Origin of the sequence: Pelagihabitans pacificus, from assembly GCF_009371985.2 — a bacterium.
Lineage (GTDB): Bacteria > Bacteroidota > Bacteroidia > Flavobacteriales > Flavobacteriaceae > Pelagihabitans > Pelagihabitans pacificus.
In genome coordinates this window covers 803,815-828,916 of record NZ_VIKU02000001.1, presented here as the reverse complement: position 1 = coordinate 828,916, position 25,102 = coordinate 803,815, and the positions used below count along the sequence as shown (strand labels likewise).

The 25,102-nt window shown below is 43.5% G+C and carries 21 protein-coding genes; 13 read left to right on the top strand and 8 right to left on the bottom strand.

Annotated features, from left to right (window positions below; translation table 11 throughout):
• Positions 1-17 precede the first annotated feature (17 nt).
• The 3 genes from FK220_RS03640 to pyrH all read right to left on the bottom strand — a co-directional run bounded on the left by FK220_RS03640 (position 18) and on the right by pyrH (position 4,010).
• Positions 18-2,417 carry an efflux RND transporter permease subunit gene (locus FK220_RS03640; protein ID WP_152572912.1) on the bottom strand — a complete coding sequence of 800 codons (2,400 nt, stop codon included), beginning with the start codon at positions 2,415-2,417 and terminating at the stop codon, positions 18-20.
• 255 nt (positions 2,418-2,672) lie between these two features.
• Positions 2,673-3,230: a ribosome recycling factor gene (frr, locus tag FK220_RS03635; RefSeq protein WP_152572911.1), complete on the bottom strand. Its 558-nt coding sequence runs from the start codon at positions 3,228-3,230 to the stop codon at positions 2,673-2,675.
• A gap of 72 nt (positions 3,231-3,302) precedes the next feature.
• On the bottom strand, positions 3,303-4,010 hold the full coding sequence (gene pyrH / locus FK220_RS03630; RefSeq protein WP_152573639.1) for a UMP kinase: 708 nt from the start codon (positions 4,008-4,010) through the stop codon (positions 3,303-3,305).
• Positions 4,011-4,164: 154 nt separating this feature from the next.
• Here pyrH and FK220_RS03625 point away from each other — a divergent pair, with 154 nt between their 5' ends.
• The 7 genes from FK220_RS03625 to FK220_RS03595 all read left to right on the top strand — a co-directional run bounded on the left by FK220_RS03625 (position 4,165) and on the right by FK220_RS03595 (position 12,321).
• Positions 4,165-6,033: a M61 family metallopeptidase gene (locus FK220_RS03625; protein ID WP_152572910.1), complete on the top strand. Its 1,869-nt coding sequence runs from the start codon at positions 4,165-4,167 to the stop codon at positions 6,031-6,033.
• Positions 6,034-6,179: 146 nt separating this feature from the next.
• Positions 6,180-6,734: an RNA polymerase sigma factor gene (locus FK220_RS03620; RefSeq protein ID WP_152572909.1), complete on the top strand. Its 555-nt coding sequence runs from the start codon at positions 6,180-6,182 to the stop codon at positions 6,732-6,734.
• A gap of 2 nt (positions 6,735-6,736) precedes the next feature.
• The gene (locus FK220_RS03615; RefSeq protein ID WP_152572908.1) at positions 6,737-7,540 is read left to right on the top strand and encodes a HEAT repeat domain-containing protein; all 804 of its coding nucleotides are present in this window, start codon (positions 6,737-6,739) and stop codon (positions 7,538-7,540) included.
• 64 nt (positions 7,541-7,604) lie between these two features.
• Positions 7,605-8,477, top strand: coding sequence for a DUF4097 family beta strand repeat-containing protein (locus tag FK220_RS03610; RefSeq protein WP_152572907.1), 873 nt, complete (start codon positions 7,605-7,607; stop codon positions 8,475-8,477).
• A gap of 76 nt (positions 8,478-8,553) precedes the next feature.
• Positions 8,554-9,366: a DUF4097 family beta strand repeat-containing protein gene (locus tag FK220_RS03605; protein WP_152572906.1), complete on the top strand. Its 813-nt coding sequence runs from the start codon at positions 8,554-8,556 to the stop codon at positions 9,364-9,366.
• A gap of 94 nt (positions 9,367-9,460) precedes the next feature.
• Positions 9,461-10,864, top strand: a complete 1,404-nt coding sequence (locus FK220_RS03600) for a serine hydrolase (protein WP_152572905.1) — start codon at positions 9,461-9,463, stop codon at positions 10,862-10,864.
• Between the two features lie 8 nt (positions 10,865-10,872).
• Complete coding sequence (locus tag FK220_RS03595; RefSeq protein ID WP_166204751.1) at positions 10,873-12,321, top strand: serine hydrolase domain-containing protein; 1,449 nt, start codon at positions 10,873-10,875, stop codon at positions 12,319-12,321.
• 226 nt (positions 12,322-12,547) lie between these two features.
• Here the strand turns inward: FK220_RS03595 and tsf are convergent, their stop codons facing one another.
• From tsf to rplM, 4 genes are all read right to left on the bottom strand, one after another.
• Positions 12,548-13,372 carry a translation elongation factor Ts gene (tsf, locus tag FK220_RS03590; RefSeq protein WP_152572903.1) on the bottom strand — a complete coding sequence of 275 codons (825 nt, stop codon included), beginning with the start codon at positions 13,370-13,372 and terminating at the stop codon, positions 12,548-12,550.
• Positions 13,373-13,440: 68 nt separating this feature from the next.
• Positions 13,441-14,673 (bottom strand): 30S ribosomal protein S2, encoded by a 1,233-nt coding sequence (gene rpsB / locus FK220_RS03585; protein ID WP_152572902.1) that lies wholly within the window; start codon positions 14,671-14,673, stop codon positions 13,441-13,443.
• 219 nt (positions 14,674-14,892) lie between these two features.
• On the bottom strand, positions 14,893-15,279 hold the full coding sequence (gene rpsI / locus FK220_RS03580) for a 30S ribosomal protein S9 (RefSeq protein ID WP_152572901.1): 387 nt from the start codon (positions 15,277-15,279) through the stop codon (positions 14,893-14,895).
• Positions 15,279-15,734: a 50S ribosomal protein L13 gene (gene rplM / locus FK220_RS03575; protein WP_152572900.1), complete on the bottom strand. Its 456-nt coding sequence runs from the start codon at positions 15,732-15,734 to the stop codon at positions 15,279-15,281. Before rplM ends, rpsI begins: the two co-directional genes overlap by 1 nt.
• Positions 15,735-15,990: 256 nt before the next feature.
• On the opposite strand from rplM, the gene FK220_RS03570 reads away from it, so the two are divergent.
• The 6 genes from FK220_RS03570 to FK220_RS03545 all read left to right on the top strand — a co-directional run bounded on the left by FK220_RS03570 (position 15,991) and on the right by FK220_RS03545 (position 24,686).
• Positions 15,991-18,624 (top strand): DUF5916 domain-containing protein, encoded by a 2,634-nt coding sequence (locus FK220_RS03570; RefSeq protein ID WP_152572899.1) that lies wholly within the window; start codon positions 15,991-15,993, stop codon positions 18,622-18,624.
• An 87-nt stretch (positions 18,625-18,711) separates the two neighbouring features.
• Positions 18,712-19,170 (top strand): DUF5004 domain-containing protein, encoded by a 459-nt coding sequence (locus FK220_RS03565; protein WP_152572898.1) that lies wholly within the window; start codon positions 18,712-18,714, stop codon positions 19,168-19,170.
• Between the two features lie 117 nt (positions 19,171-19,287).
• Positions 19,288-19,794 carry a hypothetical protein gene (locus FK220_RS03560; protein WP_152572897.1) on the top strand — a complete coding sequence of 169 codons (507 nt, stop codon included), beginning with the start codon at positions 19,288-19,290 and terminating at the stop codon, positions 19,792-19,794.
• 128 nt (positions 19,795-19,922) lie between these two features.
• The gene (locus FK220_RS03555; RefSeq protein WP_152572896.1) at positions 19,923-21,065 is read left to right on the top strand and encodes a DUF4249 domain-containing protein; all 1,143 of its coding nucleotides are present in this window, start codon (positions 19,923-19,925) and stop codon (positions 21,063-21,065) included.
• A 46-nt stretch (positions 21,066-21,111) separates the two neighbouring features.
• Positions 21,112-22,257 (top strand): DUF4249 domain-containing protein, encoded by a 1,146-nt coding sequence (locus tag FK220_RS03550; RefSeq protein ID WP_152572895.1) that lies wholly within the window; start codon positions 21,112-21,114, stop codon positions 22,255-22,257.
• Positions 22,258-22,271: 14 nt separating this feature from the next.
• Positions 22,272-24,686 carry a TonB-dependent receptor gene (locus tag FK220_RS03545; RefSeq protein ID WP_238718881.1) on the top strand — a complete coding sequence of 805 codons (2,415 nt, stop codon included), beginning with the start codon at positions 22,272-22,274 and terminating at the stop codon, positions 24,684-24,686.
• A gap of 1 nt (position 24,687) precedes the next feature.
• On the opposite strand, the gene FK220_RS03540 is transcribed toward FK220_RS03545, so the two are convergent.
• Positions 24,688-25,035 (bottom strand): T9SS type A sorting domain-containing protein, encoded by a 348-nt coding sequence (locus FK220_RS03540; protein WP_152572893.1) that lies wholly within the window; start codon positions 25,033-25,035, stop codon positions 24,688-24,690.
• Positions 25,036-25,102 lie beyond the last annotated feature (67 nt).

Genomic DNA, 25,102 nt, shown 5'->3' with positions numbered 1-25,102 from the left:
TGTATCACGAATTCAGACTATTGGTCTTCGTCCAGATTCACCTCTTCCTTCGGTAGGATATCGATCTGCGGTTCTTTGAGAATTTCCTTGTTGGCAATAGTACGCTCTAAGGATAGTAGCAGTGACGGCAAAAGAATCAAATTGGCCAGCATAGCGAACAGTAGTGTGGCAGAGACAAGGGCACCCAAAGCCACCGTACCGCCAAAATTGGAGATGATAAATACCGAAAAGCCAAAAAATAAAACGATCGAGGTGTAGAACATACTTACTCCCGTCTCCCTTAAAGCGGCGTAAACCGAGGTCTTGATGCGCCATTTGTGCGCAGTCAATTCCTGTCGGTATTTCGCCAGAAAGTGAATGGTATCGTCTACCGAGATACCAAAAGCAATGCTGAATACCAAAATAGTGGAAGGTTTAATAGGTACCCCTACAAAACCCATAACCCCGGCGGTAATCACCAGTGGAAGAAGGTTGGGTATCAGGGAGATAATAATCATTCGAAACGAACGGAACAAATATGCCATGAACAAGGCAATGAGGCCTATTGCCAAGGTTAACGAAAGAATCAGGTTTTTTACGAGATACTTGGTGCCTTTCAGAAAAATGAGGGCGCCCCCGGTCATATACACGTTGTAACGTTCCGATGGGAAAATTTTTGCTATGTTTTCGTTGAGCTCGGCTTCAATGGCCTCCATTCGTTCGGTGGCTACATCCCTCATAAAAGTGGTCACACGGGCCGATTGGCCGATACTATCTACAAAAGATTGTAACATATCACCATTTTCCGATGATTTGCGGGCCACATCCATAATGAAAGTGTTCTCCTGTGAGGTAGGCAATTGATAGTATTTGGGGATGCCATTATAAAAGGCCTGCTTCGAATATTTGACGAGATTAACGACGGAAACGGGTTTTGAAAGTTCGGGAATCTCTTCGATTACAGTACTCAGGCGATCCATCCGTTTCAGGTTGGCCGGTCTTAAAACTCCCTTCGGGGATTTGGTGTCGACTACAATCTCAACGGGCATAATGCCGTCGAACTCCTTCTCAAAAAATCGTATATCCTTAAAGAACTCGGTCTTTTTGGGCATATCCTCAATAATACTTCCAGAAATCTTAATTTGGTAGATACCGATAATGCTGGCAATCAAAAGAACTAAAGAGGTTACGTAGACCGTTATTCTTCGTTCACGAACAATACGTTCCATCCAATTGACAAACGTATCGATCCATCGTTTGTTCAAATGCTTGAGATGCTTGGTCTTAGGCAAAGACATAAAACTGTAAACAATCGGAATGATCAGAAGGGATAGAATAAAAATTCCAAGGATATTGATGGAGGCAACAATTCCGAATTCCTTCAAAAGCTTGCTATCAGTGATGATAAAGGTGGCAAATCCGGAGGCCGTGGTCACATTGGTCATTAAGGTTGCATTGCCTATTTTGGTAATCACCCGTTGCAGCGATAAGGCCTGATTGCCGTGTTTTTTTACTTCCTGTTGGTATTTATTGATCAGGAAAATGCAGTTAGGGATGCCTATGACAATGATCAAGGGCGGAATCAATGCCGTGAGGACGGTAATCTCGTATTGTAGAAGACCAAGTACTCCAAAAGCCCACATCACTCCGATAATGACCACGAACATCGAAATAAAAGTGGCCCTAAAACTTCTAAAGAAAAAAAAGAAAATCAGGGAAGTGACCCCAAGCGCCGCCAGGATAAATTTACCAATTTCGTCAATAATGTTCTGAGAGTTCATTGTGCGGATATAGGGCATCCCCGATACATGGACATCCATACCGGTTTCCTCCTCAAAACTGTTTACCACATTCCTAAGGTCTTTTAGGATAAAATCTTTACGTACAGAAGTATTGACGATATCCTTGTCAAGATTGGCTACCGTTCGTATAGTGCCGCTCTCGGCATTGAACAATAGGTTGTCGAAAAAAGGGAGCTCGTTGAAAAGATGATTTTTAATACTGTCAACCTCTGCTTTGGTCCGTAATTGCGATTGAATCATAGGACGAAGTACAAACTCCTGTTTTTCCTGATCTTTGACCAATTCCTTAAGATTATCGGTGGAGATAACCAGGTCGACTTCGGGAAAGGCCATTAATTGTTTACTGAACTTATTCCAGCGGTTGAAATTTTCGGGCGTAAAAAGCGCACTGTCCTGAATGGCGAAAACGATAGTATTACCCTCTTCACCAAACTGTTCCAAGAATGATTGGTATTCCAAATTTACGGGATGGTCGTCGGGCAGAAGGTTGGCCTGCGAATTCGAAAACCGCATGTTCTCCCATTGAAAGCCTAGGAAAACGGTCATTGCGGTCACCATCAATAAGATCAGAATCCTATTGCGCAGGATGATCCTAGCAGTCTTTGCCCAAAAACCTTGTGTAAGTTTCGCTACCATTTCAGTAAGACTTCTTTTGCCGAAGAGACGTGTATACCCTGGAAAAGTTAGTTCTAATCAACACCGACTTCCGCAGGTGTCTTTCTGTTTTATTTACAAAACCCGGCAAAGGTAGAAAATGATGGGTTGTGTTCCTAAGATGAACCAGTGAAATCAATAAACCATGGGCTCATTATTCCCGGGGAACCCCGCTTTTAATAAAAAAAGCGACTTCTTCTTGAAGTCGCTCTCCGCATTCGGCATGTTGTGGAATGCTTAAACTTTCATTATTTCCGCTTCCTTGGCGGCGAGGAAATCATCGATTTTTTTGCTGTATTTATCGGTAAGTTCCTGTATATCGGTCTCAAGGTTACTTTTAAGGTCTTCAGAGGCTTCCTCCAGTCCCCTTACCTCCTTGTTGGCCTCTTGTCGGGCGCTTCTTACCCCTACTTTGGCGTGTTCGGCTTCGGCCTTGGCCTGTTTCGCCAAATCCCGGCGGCGCTCCTCGGTCAAAGGGGGTACATTGATGATGACGGTCTCCCCATTGTTCATCGGATTAAAGCCCAGGTTGGCATTCAAGATGGCTTTTTCGATTTCAGGCAGCATGCTTTTCTCCCAAGGCTGTACGGTAATCGTACGACCATCGGGTGTGTTGATGTTGGATACTTGGGACAAAGGTGTTTGAGACCCATAATATTCTACCATTACCGAGGAAAGCATTGCCGGACTTGCCTTGCCCGCGCGTATTTTTACGAATTCTTTCTCCAAATGTACAATTGCGGCTTCCATGGCCTCTTCGGCCGAAGCCAGGATAAAATCGATTTCTTCTTTCATTTTTTAAAACGGTATTTGTCATTGGCTTACTATCCACAAATAGTAAACCAAACCTGTCTACCGACAGGTAGGTTACATATTTACTACGGTACCTATATTCTGGCCATCCACTATTTTGAGTAGGTTGCCTTTTTTATTCATATCGAACACCACGATGGGCAGTTGGTTTTCCTGACTTAGCGTAAAAGCAGTGGTGTCCATCACCTTTAATCCCCTGTTCAAAACATCCTTAAAGGATATGGTGTCGAATTTGGTGGCATTCTCATCTTTTTCAGGGTCGGAAGTATAGATTCCGTCCACCCTCGTACCTTTAAGGATAACGTCGGCCTCTATTTCGATGGCCCTCAATACCGCAGCGGAATCTGTAGTAAAATATGGGTTTCCAGTACCTCCCCCAAAAATGACCACCCTGCCCTTTTCCAAATGTCGCATGGCACGTCTCCTAATAAATGGCTCCGCTACTTCATTAATTTTGATAGCGGATTGCAAACGGGTCTGCACGCCTTTGAGTTCCAAGGCACTTTGCAGGGCGAGTCCGTTAATAACCGTCGCCAACATGCCCATGTGGTCTGCTTGAACACGATCCATGCCCGTTGCAGCACCCGAAAGGCCGCGAAAGATGTTACCCCCACCGATAACTATGGCCACTTCGATGCCCTTGTCGACCACCTGTTTGATCTCATCGGCATATTCCTCTAACCGTTTGGAGTCTATTCCATATTGTTTTTCACCCATCAGGGCTTCACCGCTGAGTTTCAAAAGAATCCTTTTGTAATGCATCATTCGCTTTTAAGTCCGAACAAAAATAATCAAAAAAAGTTATGTCCAAGAGGGGTCTTTATTCGCAATCCAAACCTTAATTAATTGTAAATAAATGGGGTTCGAACGATTAATTTTAGTAATCTTGCGGGCCATTAATTACATAAACAATCCCATGAAAAAGTTTCTGATAGTTCCCTTATCGATTTTGATGCTGTACGGATGCGGTACCTCCAAGGCGATACTGACTGCAAGCAAAACCCCAATTTTGACCAGTGTGGATCTGGTCAATGTACAAGAAGACAAGGTGATGGTAAGCATCGATCCCGGTGCCTTTACCAGAGAAGAGGTATCTTTCTTTATCCCCAAGACCGTTCCCGGAACCTATAGTTCCGATAATTATGGAAAGTATATCGAAGATTTCAAGGCTCTTGACTATGAAGGGAACGAACTGGCAGCTACCAAAACAGATGACAATACATGGAAAATATCCAACGGAAAAAGTTTGGACAAAGTGACCTATTGGGTAAACGATACCTACGATAGCGAAAACGAAGTGAAAGATGCGGTGTTCTCTCCTGCCGGAACCAATATCAAGGCAGGTGAGAATTATGTGCTCAACTTGCATGGGTTTGTCGGCTATTTTGACGGACTTAAGGAAGTTCCCTACGAGATTGGCATTACCAAGCCGGCGAATTTGGTTTCCACCACTTCGCTGATGGAAAAGACCATGGAAGACCAGCCCCCTACGAAGGAGGTGTTTTTGGCCGATCGTTATTTTGAGGTAATCGACAACCCCATTATGTATGCAGAGCCCAATACGGAAACCTTTCAAATCAATGATATCGAAGTAACCTTGAGCGTGTACTCCCCTAATGGGGTCTACACTGCTGCAAGCATTAAGGAATCAATGGAAAAAATGATGGCTGCCCAAAAGGCTTTTTTAGGCGACATCGACAGCACCAAAGAGTACAATATTTTGTTGTACCTCTCTACGATGGATCAAGATGCCAATGGTTTTGGCGCCTTGGAACACCATACTTCAACAGTGGTAGTATTGCCGGAAGTTATGCAGAAAGATGCCTTGGAGCAGGCGATGATCGATGTGGTTTCCCACGAATTTTTCCATATCGTGACACCCTTGAACGTACATTCCGAGGAAATCCAATACTTTGACTTCAACGACCCCAAGATGTCCAGGCATCTATGGATGTACGAGGGAACCACCGAATACTTTGCCAATCTGTTCCAAATTCAACAGGGGTTGATCGATGAGGCCGAATTCTATAAAAGGATTATGGATAAGATCGGCAATTCGAAGTCCTATGATGATGCCATGTCTTTCACCGAGATGAGCAAGAATATTTTGGAAGAGCCCTATGAAGATAATTATGCCAATGTTTATGAAAAAGGAGCCCTCATCAATATGGTACTGGACATACAATTGCGGGAATGGAGCAATGGTGAAAAGGGAGTTTTATGGTTGATGAAGGAACTGTCTAAAAAATATGGTGACATGACGCCTTTTGAAGATGAAAAATTAATCGGTGAGATAGTGGCCATGACCTATCCGGGGTTGAAAGACTTTTTTGATACCTACGTCATCGGTAACACTCCAATCGATTACGGGACCTTCTTTGCCAAAGTGGGATTGACAACGAAAACCGAAGAGGAACAGACCGGATATTTCCTAAAGGGAGAAGTGCCATTCATCGACGTAGACCAATCGAATGACAATGCCATTTTTGTTCGAAAGGGAATTGAATTGAACAGTTTTTTCAACAATTTGGGAGCACAGGCCGGTGATGTCATAAAGAGTATCAACGGTACCCCGATTAATCTGGATGCGATAAGGCCTATCATTGGGCAAAGTTTTGGATGGTCTCCCGAAACCGACATTCAAATGGTCGTAGAGCGCGATGGCGAGGAATTGACCTTGGAGGGTAAAGTAGGTACCCCTATGGTAAACGTTACCAAGATCGTTCCCGTGGAAGATGCCAGCGAAGCGCAGATAAGCCTTCGGAAAGCTTGGATGAAAGGCTGATCCGACCCGTTTGCAAAGACTTCAAAACGGCTCTGTGAAAACAGAGCCGTTTTTTGGTTTAAAAGCGGTACCTTAAAAAAGCGCTTATTTTTTTGTAACCATTTCAAGAAAACGCAGTTTACCCTTTAGAAAACCTAATAGCCAGAATGCATTCACTAACCGACAACGCTTTAATGCTGCAAGTAAAATCGGGCGACTTGGGTAAACTTGGTTTGTTGTATGAGCGTCATAAAAAACGGTTATTCGGTTTTTTTTACAACATGAACGGCAACGCTTCCCTTAGCGAGGACCTGGTGCAAAATGTGTTCGAGCGTATGCTAAAATACAAGCATACGTTTACCGGGGATGGTACCTTTACGGCATGGATGTTCACAACGGCAAGAAATGTGAACTACGATCATCACAGGAAACATAAGCCGACGCTGCATCAAAATGACGTAACAACTATGGAATACAAACTTCAAGACCCGGAAGATGTAGAAAGGGGAATGATTAAAGAAGACGAAAATTCCTTGTTACAACAGGCGCTCAAAAAACTAGCTCCTGAAAAGCGTGAAATTTTGGTGTTGAGTAAGCTAAAGGAAATGAAATTTAGTGAAATCGCCCAGGTATTGGGTTGTAGCGAAGGGGCGGCAAAAGTTAAGGCACATAGGGCCTTAAAAGATTTAAGAACAGTTTTTATGCAATTGGAAACCGGATAGTTATGCAACAAGAAAAATTTGAAACCAAGATGATGGAATATTTGGCCGGGGAATTGGATCAAGAAGGCAGGGCTGAATTTGAACGCGTGTTGAAGGATTATCCGGAATATAAGGATGAATTCGATAGTTTGTGCCATGCCTGGGAACGAATGGATGAAACGACGGTTCCGGAACCTTCGGAACGGATGAACGAAAGTTTTTTTGAAATGCTGCATGCGAAAACGCAAAAAGATAAAGCAAAACCAAAAGACCTTTGGAAAGGGGTACGATCATTATATTATTTTTTGTGGCGTCCACAACTGGCTTATGGTATGTTGCTACTGACTATTGGTTTGGGGGTCGGCTACTTTTTAAATCCTGGCAAAACAGACGACTCGGTTCGAACAGTTGCGGTTTCCGATGCGGAGACCGTGGAGGTACGTGAGCAACTGGTGTTGACCTTGTTGGAACAATCTTCGGCAAATAAACGGTTGCAGGGTGTAAATGAAGTCAATAAAATACAAAAAGCCGATGAAAAAGTGATCAAGGCTCTCTTACAAACACTGAATAAAGACGCCAATGTGAATGTACGTTTGGCCGCTATCGAAGCATTGATCAATTATGTCGAAAACCCAATGGTAAGGGAAGGTTTGATACAATCGATTGTGCATCAAGAATCACCGATCGTTCAAATTACCTTGGCTGATTTAATGGTGGCCTTGCAAGAGAAGAAATCAGTCGAATCCTTCAAAACCTTAATGCGGACAAAAGAGCTCGACAGTTCGGTAAAGCAAAAACTAGAAAATTCCATAGATCAAATTATTTAAAAAAAGTAACAATACATGCCCAATTTATTAGGGGTTTATTCATCAATCATTAAATCATAATCAAATGAAAAAAGTAGTCGTGTGCACCCTAGTGGTATTGGCCACCATGGTACAAAGTGTAAAAGCGCAAAAAAAGGAGTTTAAGGAAGAAATCAAAAGGGAAGTGTCTTTTGATTCCCCTGGCAATAGTGATAACGTACTGATCGTTCAAAACTTGAACGGCTCGATAGCAGTGGAAGGATATGACGGAAATCAAGTTCAGCTTTTGGTCGAAAAATCGATTTGGGGCAAGACTTCCGAAAAGTTGGAGCAGGGAAAACAGGAAATCGGGATTAAGGTATTACGGCAAGGCAACGAAATAGTGCTTCACGCCCAAGTGCCCAACATGGAGTATAAAGACGGACGGTTATCTTCCATCGATCACCACAAATGGGTGGCGCCATCCTATGACCATCGATTGGATTTCAAGGTTCGGGTTCCTCGTAACATCCAATTGTCGGTAGGTACCATTAACAATGGGGAAGTTAGGGTATCGAATATGGCCGGTAGCTACATTAAGGCCAACAATATTAATGGCGGTATTGAGTTGGGAAATGTCACCGGCAAGACCGATGTGCATGCAATCAATGGTGAAGTGAAAATTTCCTATGCGGCCAATCCCAAAGAATCCTCGACCTATTACAGTTTGAACGGGGATATCAATATTAGCTATCAGGATGATCTATCGGCCGAAATCGCCTTTAAGAGTATGAATGGGGAGCTGTTCACCGATTTCGAGATAGCCCGGCAATATGCCAAGACCAGCAAGAACGAATCGGGAAAAGGAAAGAAGGCCAAATATCGATACGAGGCAAAACCGATCGTGCAGATCGGGGATGGGACATTGTTCCACGATTTTGAGACCTTGAATGGGAACGTATTCATCAAAAAAATATAAAAACAAATCAGACTTCCGCTAAATCGATTCCAGGTGGAAACGAGAAAAAGCAGGAATTAAAATAAAACGAATCATCATGAAAAATATAAAGACGACCCTACTATTGATAGTGCTCGTTATTCTAGGGGCAAAAGCACAGGACACCAGTGTAGAACTTTTTTCAATTCCCTTGAGCAATCCGGGGCAACCGGGAAAATTGATTGTAGAACAAATTGCTGGCTCCATAACGGTGGCGGCCCATGATGGGAGGGAAGTCATTGTGAAGGCTTCTTTTGGAAACAAAAAAGCCCATTACAAAGATGACAAGCCGAAGAACGGCATGAAACGCATTTCCAATAGTTCGCTGAGCATCGGCGGGGAGGAGAAAGACAATGTAGTCCAGATCATCAATGAGCAATACAATAGAACCACCAATTTGGATATCAAAGTACCTAAAAACTGTTCGCTAAAATTGAAAACCGTCAATGAGGGTAATATCGATGTCGAGGGGGTGAACGGGGAATTTGAGATCAGCAATGTAAATGGGGAAGTAACCTTACTGCAGGTGAATGGTTCTGCATCAATCGATACAGTGAACGGCGATATAAAAGTGGTGTTCAATTCGATTGCTGCCGATGCCAACATGGCCTTTAGTAGCCTTAACGGTGATTTGGATGTGACTTTTCCCAAGTCTATAAGAGCCGATATGAAACTACGCACCGATATGGGTGAGATTTTGACCGATTTCGATATGAAGGTCATACCCCAGAAAACTCAAGTAGAGACCAGCGAAAAGTCAGATACCTACAAAGTAAAACTGGAGCAATGGGTTCGTGGGGAAATCAACGGCGGTGGCCCAGAAATGCTCTTTAAGACCTGGAATGGCGATATTCTGATTCGAGCCGAATAACCAAACCCCGACATTTTTAAAAATCAATCAGCGTACTGGTTCATGCGTTCGCTCAACGGCCGTGTGGACAGCTACACCCTAAACCTTCCTAAAGATGAATTGGATTTCAAGTTTTTTAGTATTGTTTTTTATCACCTCTTCGATAAAGCCACAGAGCAATTCGAATAAACCGTTAGACAAACAATTGGATATGTATTTAAAAACGATTGCCGAACGCTACGAGATTCCAGGAATGGCCCTGGCAGTGGTTCGGGATGGTTCGGTAATTCACGAAAAATACTACGGAAAAGCGGATTTGGATAGTGACACTCCTGTGGAAGCGAATACACTTTTTAAGCTGCATTCCCTTTCCAAAGTTTTTGTCGCTACCGGAGTTTTTCAACTGGTTGAAAAAGATAAGCTTGACCTGGATGATTTCATAGGGGAGTACATCGAGGATTTACCAGCTGCTTGGCAAAAGGTTCAAATCAAACACTTGTTGACCCATTCTTCCGGTTTGCCAGATATGGTACGTTATGAGGCGACAAATGAGATTGAACACAAGGCTAAAGTGTTTAAAGGGGCTATCGAATTCAAGCCGGGAGCACGTTTCAGTTACAACCAAACCAACTTTTGGCTGCTGAACCGAATGATTGCCAAGATCTCCAAAAAATCGTTTGAAAACTTTGTATTGGACCATCAATTTGAAGGAAGAAAGAATGCCCTGATATTCGCCCAAAATACTCAAGCTAGAAACAGGGCTACGGAATATTTTGCCGATGGGAAGGGCATTATGAAAGAAAAAAAGTTCGATGTTCCCGAATACATGTACGGTGCGGCAGGTATTGCACTGACACTTCGGGAGTTTATTGATTGGAACCTCCGGTTAGATAATAATGAGTTGCTAAAACCCGAGACCAAAAAGCGTATGTGGAGCCCATTCCAATACAAGAACGACCACCAGTTTGCCTATGGTTGGGGTGTTAATAGTGTCAATGGGCATTCCGTGATCGGTTTTTCGGGCGGAACAATCGTCAGTCTCAAAAAATTTGTGGAGGATGACCTAACCATTATTCTATTGACCACTGGCTATAAATATTTTTCAGGGGTAAATAGCTCGGTGATGCATATAGCGGGTTTGATAGACGATACGTTGTTGGATAGGGATGTAGCCATTCGTTTCGAATTAATGAATCATATACTGCAGAAGACATTTGATCAAGTGAAACAAGAATACGAGCGATTGAAAGCAACGTACCCAGAGGCGAATTTTGAGGGTATCATCAATTCCTTGGGATACGAATTGGTAGGTAGGAACAGGATTCGGGACGCCATAAAATACTTTATGATGAATGCCGAAGAGTATCCAGATTCTTGGAATGTGTGGGACAGCCTTGCGGAAGGCTATGAAATGTCGGGAGATACCACAAATGCCCTTATCAATTACCAACGGTCGGTCGAACTGAACCCCGACAATAGGCATGGGCTGGAGAAACTGAAAAGTCTAGGGAAAAAATGATACATACGATGATGAGGTTATGGTGGATTGTTGGGTTGCTATTCCTTGGATGCAGAACCGAACCCGACAGAACAAGGGAGACCAACACCCGGAATTCGATTGAATTCAAAAAAGTAGATGCATATATGGCAACTATTGCCGAACGGTACGGAATTCCTGGTGCTACCTTGGCTATTGTCAAAAATGGGAAAGTAATTCATAAAAATCACTTCGGGCATGCAAATCTGGAACATCAAGTACCGGTTTCGGACAGTACGATCTTTAGGTTGTATTCCTTAACAAAACCCTTCACAGCCGTAAGTGCTTTTCAACTCGTTGAGGAGGGGATACTTTCTTTGGAAGATCCGGTTTCGAAGTATATCGGTGGTTTGCCAGCTTCATGGAACGATATCCAAATCAAACACTTGTTGACCCATTCTTCCGGTTTGCCCGATATGGCTCCCTACTATGAATTTCAAGATTTGACCGAGACCGAAGCAAAAGCAAAGGTATTTGGTCAAAAACTCCGATTCAATAAAGGTGAAAAATATGACTATAATCAAACGGGATTTTGGATGCTTCAACAAATTATTGAAAAAGCTTCAGGAATTAATATCGAAGAATTCGTAGGGAAACATCAATTTAATGGGGCCCCGATGAACAAGGATGTTCTTTTTTCCTCGGATTCAAGGGATATCGTGCAGAATCGCGCAACACCTTATTTTTTCTTTAGTAAAGGGAAGCTTACTGCCGACCTTTCCTATCTTCAGGGAAGATATCTTCTGTCGGCCAATGGTTTGAATATGGATGTGCAGCGTTTTGTTAAATGGGACAAAGCCATGGGGAATGATATTTTAATAAAGGCGGAGACCAAGAGGAAGATGTGGTCCTTGTTCGACTATGCACATTCGGATAAACAATTCACCTATGGTTGGGATTATCATGGGGTAAACGGTCATGCCTCCTATGGCTTTTCGGGTTCTTTCGTGACGGCGTATAGAACTTTTCCATCGAATGGTCTAAGCATCATTTTGCTTTCCAATGGATTAGGGTCTTGGTATAATATTGAAAATGCTATTAATCATATAGCAGGCTTGGTAGATAGGGATTTAAGGATAGAGGATAATTTTATTTTTGAGTCGTTACTAGAGAAAAGTCTAAAGAGCGACTTCGATACATTCAAAGTTTACTATCAAGAATTGATAGCTGATAAAAAGTATTTGAAAGTGAACTTTGAAAGGCTATTAAATAGCATAGGTTATATGTTATTAAATCTGAAAGAGAACAACAAAGCCTTGGATATTTTTAAACTAAATACCCAAGAACATCCTACATCTTGGAACGTGTGGGATAGTCTGGGTGAGGGTTACGAAAGGTCGTTTGATACGATAAATGCCACTAAGTTCTATCAGAAATCCGTTGAACTGAATCCGGAAAATACACACGGGCTGGAGAAACTAAAGATGCTAAATGAATGATTTATAAATGAATGCTGCTTTGGTTGATTGGTTCGGATACCTCATTGGTTGTCCCATTTTTTGAAGAGTTGATGAAGGTTTTAACTGAATAAAATATCAAAGTCACCACTACTTTTTTATATACAATAGTAGTATCTGAACATTGATTTATCCGTTCCATGAACTGTAAAAAAAACCGCCCTGACATTGTTGTCAGGGCGGTTTTTCTGATTTGGTTGGCACTGTCCTATCCTAGAGCGACCCTCTTAAATCCGATAACTTCCAAGTTGGAATCGACCGATTTTAAATACTGGGCGACACTCTGCTTTCCGTCTTTGATAAAATCTTGGTTGACCAAGGTATTGTCCTTAAAGAAGCGTTTTAGTTTTCCTTGTGCAATTTTATCCAACATTTCTTCCGGTTTCCCTTCCTGACGCAATTGATCTTTGGCAATCTCGATTTCCTTGTCGATGACCGATTGGTCAACACCTTCTTCGTTCAAGGCCACAGGATTCATTGCGGCCGCTTGCATGGCCACGTCCTTGGCTGCAGCCTCGACACCACTAACAGCAGCCGAAAGCCCAGTTAGGACGGCAATCTTGTTTCCTGCGTGAATATAAGATCCAACGAAAGGAGCGCTCAAGGTTTCGAAACCACCGATTTCGATTTTTTCCCCGATGACACCGGTTTGCTCGGTCAACTTATCCTGGACCGTCATCCCGTTAAAGTCGGCCGCTAAGAAAGCCTCTTTACTATCATAGCCCAAGGCCAGGTCTGCCAGTTCGTTCGCCAAGGTTACGAAACTATCGTTTTTGGCGACAAAGTCGGTCTCGCAGTTCAATGAAATAATGACACCACTGGTATTGTCCGAATTTACCTTTGCGATAGCAGCTCCTTCGGAAGAATCCCTATCGGCTCTTTTGGCGGCTACCTTTTGACCTTTTTTGCGAAGGATTTCGATTGCCTTATCGAAATCTCCCTCCGCTTCCACCAATGCTTTCTTGCAGTCCATCATTCCAGCACCGGTCGTTTTTCTTAATCTATTTACTTCTGCGGCTGTGATATTTGCCATAGCTAAAATTTATTTTTTTAATTCCCTGTCATGGGAAGCCTTACTGATTATTTGATATATGCGTAAACTTATTCAACTCCCCCTTTGGCCTTGTCTTGCCACTCCTTTAACTCGTCCCATTTTTCATCGGCCGCCATTTGAGCTTGTTTTGGCCATGAGGTAGGGTCTAAATGAGCCATTCTCGAACTGGCCTCGGTAAGAATTTCCTTGATTTTATCCGCATCGGCCTTGGCCAATTTCCCAAATGTTTCAAATCCGGCGTTCGCTAAGGCCTCGGCGGCTTTTGGTCCCACACCTTCGATTTTGGTCAAATCATCCGATTTCGATGCTTTTTTAGAGGTCGATTTTTCCTTCGCTACTTCTTCTTTGACTTCCTCTACATCGACTTCGGTCCTGGGATTTTTTGCGACTACCGGCGGCGCTTTGGTTTCCACGGTTTCCGGCGTTGGTTCGGGTTGCGTGGTGTCCGCTACTACCGGTGCTTCCTCTATTTCCTTTGTTTCGTCTTTTGCGATGGGCTCAGTCTCTACTTTAGCGATTTCAGGCGCTTCCTTAACAACTTTTTCTTCCTTTTTAGGTTCGGCACCTTCGCTCTCTGCTTGTTTTTCAGATTTTCTTTCTGATAATCCTTCTGCAACGGCATCGGTTACCGACTGCATGATGATCTCGATAGATTTAGAGGCGTCGTCATTGGAAGGAATCAAGAAATCGATATCCCTTGGATCCGAATTGGTATCGACCATTGCGAAAATAGGGATGTTCAATTTTTGGGCTTCCTTTACCGCGATATGCTCACGCATGGTATCAACGATAAAGATAGCACCCGGTAAACGGGTCATTTCCGAAATAGAACCCAAGTTCTTCTCCAATTTGGCACGCAAGCGATCCACTTGTAAACGCTCCTTTTTAGAAAGCGTTAGGAACGTACCATCTTTTTTCATACGATCGATAGAGGCCATTTTCTTCACCGCTTTTCGAATCGTTACAAAGTTGGTCAACATACCACCAGGCCAACGCTCCGTAATGTACGGCATGTTTACGTTTGCCACTTTTTCGGCAACGATGTCTTTTGCCTGCTTTTTGGTCGCGACAAAAAGAATCTTTCTTCCTGAGGCAGCGATTTTTTTGAGAGCCTCATTGGCTTCCTCTAATTTCGCAACTGTTTTGTAAAGGTTGATAACGTGAATCCCGTTACGCTCCATGTAGATGTAGGGCGCCATGTTGGGATTCCATTTTCGTGTAAGGTGGCCAAAATGCACACCTGCTTCCAATAAATCTTTTACTTCGACTTTTTTAGCCATTTTTAATTTAGTTTACGTTCTTTTGAAATAGCAATGATAAAGTGGTATCCCGAATTTGGGTTCGAGAAGCCTCTACCATTTAGATGCTAAACTAACTTACCTTACTGCTTCCGCGAATAAGGATTTTTAAGTGTCTCCGCCAAGTAGCGGAAACTTTCAATGAACTTGGTTATGAATATAAAATAAGGTGCTTCGTACGAAGCACCTGAAAACTCTTTCCTAACGTTTGGAGAACTGGAACTTCTTACGCGCTTTTTTCTGACCAAACTTCTTACGCTCTACCATTCTCGGATCCCTGGTAAGTAATCCTTCCGGTTTTAAAGCAGCACGGTTTTCCGCATCTACCTCGCACATGGCCCTGGAAAGAGCCAATCTAATGGCTTCCGCCTGTCCGGTAATACCACCACCATATACGTTTACCTTTACATCGTAATTGTCCTCGTTGTTTGTCAACGCAAAGGGCTGTTTCACCTTGTACTGAAGGGTAGCGGTAGGAAAATAATCGTTAAGCTCTCGGTTATTGACGGTAATGGTACCTTTTCCCTGGGATACATACACCCTGGCTACAGCTGTTTTTCTTCTGCCAATTTTGTGAATTACTTCCATTACTTAAATTCTTTTAAATTGAATACGGTTGGTTTCTGTGCTTCTTGGTGATGCTCTGCACCCACATATACCTTGAGGTTCCTGAACAATTCGGCACCCAATTTGTTTTTTGGAAGCATTCCTTTTATCGCACGCTCTACCACGCTTGCAGGCTTTTTCGCCAAAACCTCTCTTGCGGTAGCGGATCGTTGACCACCTGGGTAACCCGTATAGCGCAAATAGGTTTTGTCGTCCCACTTGTTGCCGCTTAGGTGAATTTTTTCGGCATTGATAACGATTACGTTGTCCCCACAATCTACATGTGGAGTAAAGTCAGGCTTGTGTTTCCCTCGTAACAATTTGGCGACTTTGGAGGCGAGGCGCCCCAATGTTTCTCCTTCAGCATCTACTAATAACCATTGTTTGTCAACGGTTTTGCGATTGGCCGAAATAGTTTTGTAGCTTAATGTATCCACTACTTTTATTTTAATGATTAAACATTTCAATCCCCATAAGAGGGCTGCAAATGTACAACTTATAAGTTGAAATGCAAATGCTTGTTTCTGATTATTTTCAAGATTTTTTAAGGTCGGTGGGTCCCAATTTTAAGTCTTCACTTTTCGGGAGCGATTCCATTTCTAAACGCTGTTAAAAAAACATTGAACGGCACATCACTGTAACAATCCATCTATCTTCGCGTCTTTAATCCAAACCACAAACCACTCCTTGTTCATGGGAAAGATATATTTCCTAGTTGCCATTCTCTTTTTCCTTCATGATTCGGTTTGGTCCCAGGATAACCCTTCAGCCGCTGTTGCGAGGCGTATTTATATAACCCAAGAGCTCCCCGATACCGCCGGTATAGAAATCGATGGTGTCTTAAACGATGACGGGTGGAAGGTGGCCGAATGGGCAGGGGATTTCACTGTATTTGATCCGGACAACGGAAAACCACCAAGTCAACAAACAACTTTCAAGATTGTCTATGATGCCAAGAATTTGTACGTGGGTGTTCGGTGTTATGATTCCATCCCGGATAAAATTGAAAGAAGATTGTCTCGCCGGGATAATTTTGCAGGGGATTGGATCGAGATCAATATCGACAGCTACAACGACAAACGTACCGCTTTTTCTTTTAATGTTTCGGCCGCGGGTGTCAAAGGGGATGAGTTCGTTTCCCAGAATGGTGATAATTGGGACCCCAGTTGGAATCCGATATGGTACACCGCTTCCAATATAGATGATGATGGTTGGACCGCCGAAATGAAAATACCTTTCAGTCAGTTGAAGTTTGGAAAACAGGAGGAACAGATCTGGGGCCTGCAGATGAATCGTAGGGTTTTCAGGGAAGAAGAGCGTTCGCTTTGGCAACACGTTCCGCAGGATACCCCGGGATGGGTAAGTGAATTTGGAATTTTACGCGGGTTGATGAATATTCAGCCACAAAAACAATTGGAAATACAGCCTTTCTTCGTGAACCAGTTGGACACCTACGAGAAAGAGCAAGGCAATCCTTTTCGGGATGGAAGCGATTTTATCTTCAATGGCGGTCTGGACGCCAAAATAGGGATTACTAATGATCTCACCTTAGATCTTACCGTAAATCCGGATTTTGGTCAGGTCGATGCCGATCCGGGAGCAATAGCCCTGGATGGTTTCCAGATTTTCTTCGAAGAACGACGCCCCTTCTTTATCGAAAACAAGAATATTTTCGATTACCGGTTTGCCGGTAGAAACGACAACGTGTTCTACAGTCGTCGTATTGGCCGTAATCCGCAAGGGGCGGTTAATTCGGTCGATGGCGAGTTTGTTGACGTGCCTACCAATACCACTATCCTAGGGGCGGCCAAGTTTTCGGGAAAGACCAGAAAAGGATGGTCTTTGGGGCTCTTGGAAAGTGTTACGGGGGATATGTTTGCCGAAATCGACAATGAAGGGGAGCGTAGAAAAGAATTGGTGGAGCCGCTGACCAACTATTTGGTAGGAAGGGTTCAAAAAGACTTCAATGAGCGCAATTCGTACGTGGGGGGGATCTTCACCGCTACCAACCGCAAATTGGAGCCCAATATCGATTTTCTAAGAAAATCGGCATACACCGCGGGATTTGATTTCAAACACAATTGGAAAAATCGTAATTATTACGTGGAGGGCAATCTGGTTACCAGTCATGTCACCGGAAGCAAAGAGGCGATTACAGCTACCCAACAAGAACTCACCCATTTGTTTCAACGGGTCGATGCGGACCATGTCGAGGTAGATACTGAACGTACCTCTTTGACCGGTACCGGAGGTAGGCTCGAAGCCGGCAAGGCCGGCGGGGGCAATTGGCGCTATTCCGGTGGATTGAACTGGAAATCACCCGAACTGGAACTCAACGATGTCGGGTTTTTGAGGCAGGCCGACGAGATTAGACAGTATGCCGAATTGAATCGTTTGTTCTTAACACCTACCAACCTCTACCGAAGGGCGCAAATCGGAATCGAACAATTTACGACCTATGACTTTGAGGGTAATTACAATAGGATACAATATGAATTGGAAGGTTTTATCAATTATAAAAACAATTGGTTTACCGAGCTAGGTGCTGCCCATAAACCGAGGATTTTCTCGAACACGGTCCTTCGTGGCGGACCTCGATGGCGTTGGTCCGAAGAAAATTTTGCCTACCTATTTGTCGGAAGTGATCGACGAAAGAAGTTCAACGTTACCTTAGGGTATATAAATAGTCAGGCAAAGCAGGATAATTTCTCCTTGCTTCGCTACGTATTCCGCTTTCGCTATCAACCATTTGATGCCTTCAGTTTGTCGGTTTCCTCTGAATACGAGGAAAATCCCAATAAGACTCAATATGTTACCGAGACCTCGTTCAACGGTACCCCGCGATACATCACCGCCAATATCGATCAGCGCACTTTCAGCACCGCCATACGTTTTAACTACAGCCTCAATCCAAATTTATCGATACAATTTTATGGGGAACCATTTATTTCAAGAGGTACGTATACCGATTTTAATTATGTGAACAACGCCCTTGCAGAAGACTTAGGGGAAAGGATTACGCTATATGACAGTAGTCAAATCACACGAAATAATGCCACCGATTCCTTTCTGATAGACGAGGATTTTGATGGTGCCACCGACTACGAATTCGGGGATCCGGATTTCGCTTTCGTGCAGTTCCGTTCGAACTTGGTTTTACGTTGGGAATACATCCCGGGGTCGGAAGTGTTCTTGGTATGGTCGCAAGGGTTGAGTGGTTTTGGCGATCCGATGGACTCTTTGGGAAGTAATCTGGACGGTCAGATTTTAAATCGGAAACTGGACAATACGTTTTTGATAAAAGCCACCTATCGCTTTATTTTATAATCTCTTCGAGCAATAGCAAGGGCCAAAAGTAGATAGCTACCCGCCTTTCAGTTTATTTTTTATCTTTAACTGATACAATGATATGCTATGAAATATCTTTTTACGCTTTTGCTAAGTGTGTCGCTTTTGGTCTCCTGTTCATCGGATGAAGATGAAACCGGAACTCCCTCAATCGTTGGGGAATGGGACGCCACCTCGTTCACCACTTCGCTTTCCTTTGATCTAAACGGTGATGGGCAGAGTTCCAATGACATCATTCAAGAACTGGATTGCTATACCTCTACACTCACCTTTAATGAAGACGGAACGTTCACTTCCTTCACTTCCGATATAACATTGGAACCTGTCGGCGATGGAACTTTCTTGGGAGATTGTGAAGTAGCCCCGACGGTTTCAGGTACTTATACGCTCTCCAATGCAGCTCTGACTACCGTAACAGGGGACCAGACCATAGAATCCCAGGTACAGATTGGTAATACGGAAATGATATTGAGAGGTCAAGATCAAGATTTTGGAAGTTTGACCATTATATACGAACGACAGTAACTGATAGGGTACCGTTTGACTTTTTGAAAAAGGTGAAGGCGTTATGGGAATGGATTGAATTGTAATATTAACCTGATTTTGACGTTCATTAGAGTAAACTACAAAATATCGAGTCCCATGAAATATAATATTTTACTATTTGTTATAGCTACCACGCTGTTATTCTCCTGTTCTTCCGATGATGGAGGGCAAACCGAGGAACCGGACCAAAATTCAATTGTAGGTGTTTGGGATGCCGTCGAATTACAGATCGATGATCAAACGGCCAGCGACGATGCAAAAAATGGCAGGGATGCCCTTAACTTTTTAACTGCAAAGGACTGTTTTATCATCACATTCACTTTCAATCAGGATTTGACGGTCATCGCTGAGAATTCGGTTAATTACCTGGAAATTGGAGTGAACTCGCAAGGTACCGGTATCGATATTCCTTGTCCGACCGAGAAAGACACCGACACCAGCACCTATACCTTTGATGGTACTGAATTGGCGATTGTTGATGACCAGGGTATGACGATTACCACGAACGTCACCATCAACGGGGATACGATGGCTATAGATGCCAGCGATTTGGATGTAGCCAATTTTAACGCTAGCGGAGAATTGATATTCAAGAGAAGATAAATAATTCCAATTATTGGATGTAAGACCCTTTTGCAATGCCAAAAAGGGTCTTTTTTTTTTTTTGGAAAATGTTTAAAATCAATTAATAAAATCACCTCACTTCGCCTATCTTTAAGGAGTAATCTTTGATGATGGGAAAAAAGAGACTACTCAAAATTTTACGATATACTGTCGTAGGATTCCTTTTGGGATGTACAGATCCCATAGAGCCTGAATTCGAATTTCGTGAGGGTCTGGTATTTGTAGAGGGCTTTGCATCCACTGCCCCCGGTGCCTCCTTTGTTACGATCAATACATCGGCCATTGAATTTGGGGTATATGTGGTTAATTTCTTGGAAGGTGCTACGGTTAGTTTTGAAAAGGTAAATGACGGGGAATCGATTATATTGACCGAGATCGATGGGACCTATGTCGCACCACCTGATTTTAGGGTAGTTCCTGGGGAAGAGTGGAAACTGAAGATTGTACTGCCCAATGGGGTACGTTATGAGTCGTTCCCGGAAACCGTATTGGAATCGGTACCGGTATCCAATATAGAGGTCCGATATGATCCCGAATTGGAGTTCAGGGAACTGTTCGGGGGGAAATTTGTGCCGGGCCATGAAGTGTTGGTTTCCTTTGACGACCCTCCAGATCGCGATAATTATTATTATTGGACTTATAGAACATACGAAAATCTGGATTTTTGCGAGAAGTGTTTCGAGGGGGTCTTTCGGGAAGGGGAATGCCAACGTTTGGGACCGGGATTTGCCGGATTTCCTTATTTTGACTATACCTGTGAAAGTGAATGTTGGCGTATTCGTTTTCCGGAAAGCATTGCTATTTTTCAAGATGAATTTGCCAATGGCAAAAATGTTTCCAACTTATCCATAGGAAATCTACTTCTCTATACAAAGGAAGATATGGTTGTAGAGGTGCAACAGTTTTCACTAACCCCAGAAGCCTATCGCTATTATAAGGTATTGAAAGACATCATTGATAATAGTAGCGGTCTTAATGCACCACCCCCTGCAGCATTGGTTGGCAACATGTTCAATCCCGAGGACGGCGAAGACTTTGTTTTTGGGAGGTTTACCGCCGCGGCTACCGCTACGGCCGCTCTTTTCATCGATCGTACGCTTATTGAGGAGCAGCCCTTGGAGACGAGAGATCCCGTTCGTTTGGAACCTACATTTAATTCGCCCTTGCCACCGCCGCCGACCACCTCGGCCCCCTGTTCGGAAACAAGGTTCAGAACCGCCATACGACCTGAATTGTGGATAGATCAGTAGGTTCTCGGACAGCTTGGCAGCAAGACGGTATGATAGAAACAGTTATATGAGGAATCATTACAGGATAAAATTTTCGCCTCCGGTAAGTGCCATTTTTGCATTACTGCTATTTGTAGCGTGCACCGACCCGATAACGCCTGAATTCGAGCTGAAAGAGGATTTGGTATTTGTAGAGGCTTTCGCAACTACCGTCCCCGGCATGTCCTTTGTCGAGGTTGAGATTTCAGCCTTTGAATTTGGAAAATATGTTGTTAATGTCGTTGAGGGGGCGGATGTCAGTTTTGAAAATGTTGTTTCGGGATATTTTGTACAATTGACCGAAATTGAAGGCACTTATTTTCCACCCTCCAATTTTATTGTTATTCCTGGGCAGCAATGGAAACTTCATATTCTAATGCCGGATGGTAGAAAGTTGGAATCTGGGATTGAAACAGTGCTGCAACCACTACCCATATCCGATCTTGATGTTCGCTATGATGCCGAACTCGAGCCTTTGCCATCTTCAAATGGCACATTCGTTCCAGGGCACGAGATTTTGGTTTCTTTTGAAGATCCGCCGGGTGAAAGGAATTTTTACTATTGGCGTTATAAGGCATTTCAAAAGATTGTTTTATGTGAGACTTGCATACAAGGCTACTACCGGGAAGGAGAGTGCAGGGCGTACGGTCCTAATATTGTGGGGGATCCTTTTTTTACCTACGCTTGTGAGCAAGACTGTTGGCAAATTGTGTATCCAGAAGGCGTTGCACTGTTCGATGATCGATTTTCCGATGGTAAACCTACGACCGAGTTTTCCATCGGGAACGTGTTATTGAACACAAAGGAAAATATGGTTATAGAGGTGGAGCAATTAATATTGACCCCTTCCGCTCATGAATATTATAAAGTGCTCAAAGATTTGATAGATAACAATAGTGGATTAAATGCTCCTCCACCAGCAGCGTTGGTCGGCAATATGACCAGCGCGGATAGTGAGGAATTTGTGTTCGGAAGATTTACGGCCGCGGCGAGCACAAGTAGTTCAATTTTTGTGAATCGCAAGGGAATCGAAGAGGAGGCCCTCACATCCTTGGGGCTCACAAATTACGAAGAGTTCGGGGATCCTGTCCCATCGCCGATTACAGGTACGGCGGCTTGCAACGAGTCAAAATATAGAACCGCGATACCTCCCCCGGGATGGATTTCGCAATGAAAGCATTTCAAACCATGACCAAAAAAACATTGATATTGACAACAGTCCTTTGTTTTCTGTCCGGACTGTTTTATGTACAGGCCCAGGAATATACCTTATCGTTCGAAGTGTTGGCAGCCGAAACGGGTCTGCCGTTGGATGATGCCTCTATTTCCATCACACCCTGTGCCTGTGGCGGGGTTACCAACTCGTCCGGTCGGTTCTCCATTAGTCTTCCCGGGGAAGTATACACTATTAGGGTATCGTTTATTGGATTCAGGGATTATTCAAGAACGGTGGAGCTCTACAGGAATTCGATTCTGCGAATACAGCTGGATGAAGCAGAAGAGCAATTGTCAGAGGTGGTCGTTCGGGCAAAGAAAAGATTGGATTTGGTAGAGACTCCCCAAATGGGTGCGTTACAATTAGATGCAAAAGACTTGAAAAAAATACCCGCAGCGGTCGGGGAGTTCGACGTACTGCGTGGTATGACCTTGGTAGCCGGGGTGAATAACGCCGGAGAGGTAAGCAACGGTCTTTCCGTACGGGGAGGCTCCTTAGATCAAAACCTATTGTTGTACGACTATGCACCCGTTTTCAACCCCACCCATCTCTTCGGCCTTTTCTCGGTATTCACTCCGGATATGATTTCAACGGTTGATCTGTACCGGGCGAACATCCCCGCAAGGTATGGCGGCCGAATTACCTCGGTCTTGGATGTGAAAGTGAAAAACCCTTATGTCGAAAAAACGAGGATTTCAGGTGGAATCGGTATTGTTTCAAGCCGTTTTACTTTGGAAACCCCTTTAATTAAGGACAAACTACTATTAAACATCGGGGGTCGAGGCGGATTTACGGGCTTTCTTTTGCCCCTATTCTCAGAGCGTCTGAAAGATACCAAGGCGAATTTCTATGACACAACGATGAAGCTGCTCTATTTGCCTACCGAAAGGGATCAAATTTCCCTTACCGGTTTTTACACCAAGGATTTTTATCAATTAGACCTAATTTCCCAAGTGGAAAATATCAATGCGCGCAACAACCAGTACGACTTTCAGACCCTTAATGGCACCTTGAACTGGACCCATACCTTTGGGGATGAATCGAATCTTCGAAATATTTTGGTCTACAGTCATTATACCCCCAAAACCATTTTTCCGGAAGTGGATAACGATAATGAAATTACCTATGATGCCACCATCGACTATTTAAGCTTTATTTCGGAATACTCAAAAACGGTCAATGACAACCTGGATTACTATGGAGGTATCCAAGTTAATCAATATCAAATCATGCCGGGATCCCTGGATCCCGGTTTCGGCAATAGCATTGTTCCTGTTTCCCTAGAAACGGAAACGAGCTATGAAATGGCCGCCTTTGCCAACCTCAATTGGAAGCCGTTCGAACAATTAACTCTTTCAGGGGGGCTCCGGTTCAACCATTTTGTATTTGTTGGTCCTTTTATCGAAGCTACTTTTGATGATGTTACGGGTAATCTTTTAGGTTCCACGGTGTTTGGAAAAGGCGATGCCGTAAAGACGTATAACAGCCTCGAACCAAGACTGGGAGCTAATTTAAAAATCGGTGAGAATACGTCGATCAAGGCAAGCTACGCACGCACCAACCAATATCTTCAAAATATTTATAACACAACGACTCCTTTACCGACTTCTAGATGGAAAACCTCCGATCCCGACATCGCACCACAGCGGGCGGACAATTATGGCCTCGGAATCTACAAGAATATCGCCGACAACAGCATTGAAGTAGGTTTGGAAGGTTATTATAGAGCTACCCAGAATAATTTGACGTACAAACCGGGTGCCGATTTTTTTCTGGAGGAGTTTTTACAAAGGGATGTTGTTCAGGCAGAGGGCGAAGCCTATGGGGTAGAACTAAGTTTTAAAAAACCGAAAGGGGTCTTCAACGGCTGGTTTAACTACACTTATTCCAGAAGTCTCCTGCGTTCCCAAAATGAAAGGCTTGCCGACAGGATCAATAACAATGAGTGGTATCCCTCCGAATTTGACAGACCCCATGTATTCAACGGAACGATTAATTTTGAGGGCAACAAATACAATACCTGGAGTTTCAATTTTACAGCCCAGACCGGTCGGCCCTATACGGTAGCAAATAGTGTATTCGTTTTGGAAGATATCAACGTGCCTATTTTCATAGAACGAAACAATGCGCGTCTTAGGCCTTACCATCGACTAGACTTCTCTTGGAAAATAAAGTATGGAAGAAATCCCAATCGAAAATGGGTAGGCGATTGGACATTTACGGTCTATAATGTCTATAGCAGGAGAAACCCCTTCAATGTATATTATGCCCAACGGCAAGATGGCGTCGATTCAGATGTGTTTTTGGGAAGTCCGTTAGGGACCTATGAACTGTCTATTCTCAATAGTCCACTGTTCGCCGTTACCTACAATTTTGTCTTCGACTAAACTATTGCTTGTAGAACTTGGTCTGTACCTGTTGCTCCTCCGAACGAATCGCAATAATATAAATTCCTGGATGTAAATCTGAAATCGGGATGTTCACTGCATGGTTTCTAACGGCCCATCGATGTTGAAGTACGATGTTTCCGTATACATCCGACACGGTTATCTCGGCCCGGTTCGTATTGGAAAGCCCAAGTATGTTTACTACACTGGTAGCAGGATTGGGAAATACCTTTACCTTGGGTTGTACCGTTACCTCGGTTCCAAGCCTTTTTTCTTGCTCCCGGTCCGTTTGGGCCATTCCGTTGAAAGAAAAAATGAGAATTGGCAGTAATAGAATTAATGTTTTCATGGCGAGACCTGCTCAAATAGTATGCTAAACTATAGTAGAACAGCCATGAAATAAAAAAATTGTTGCG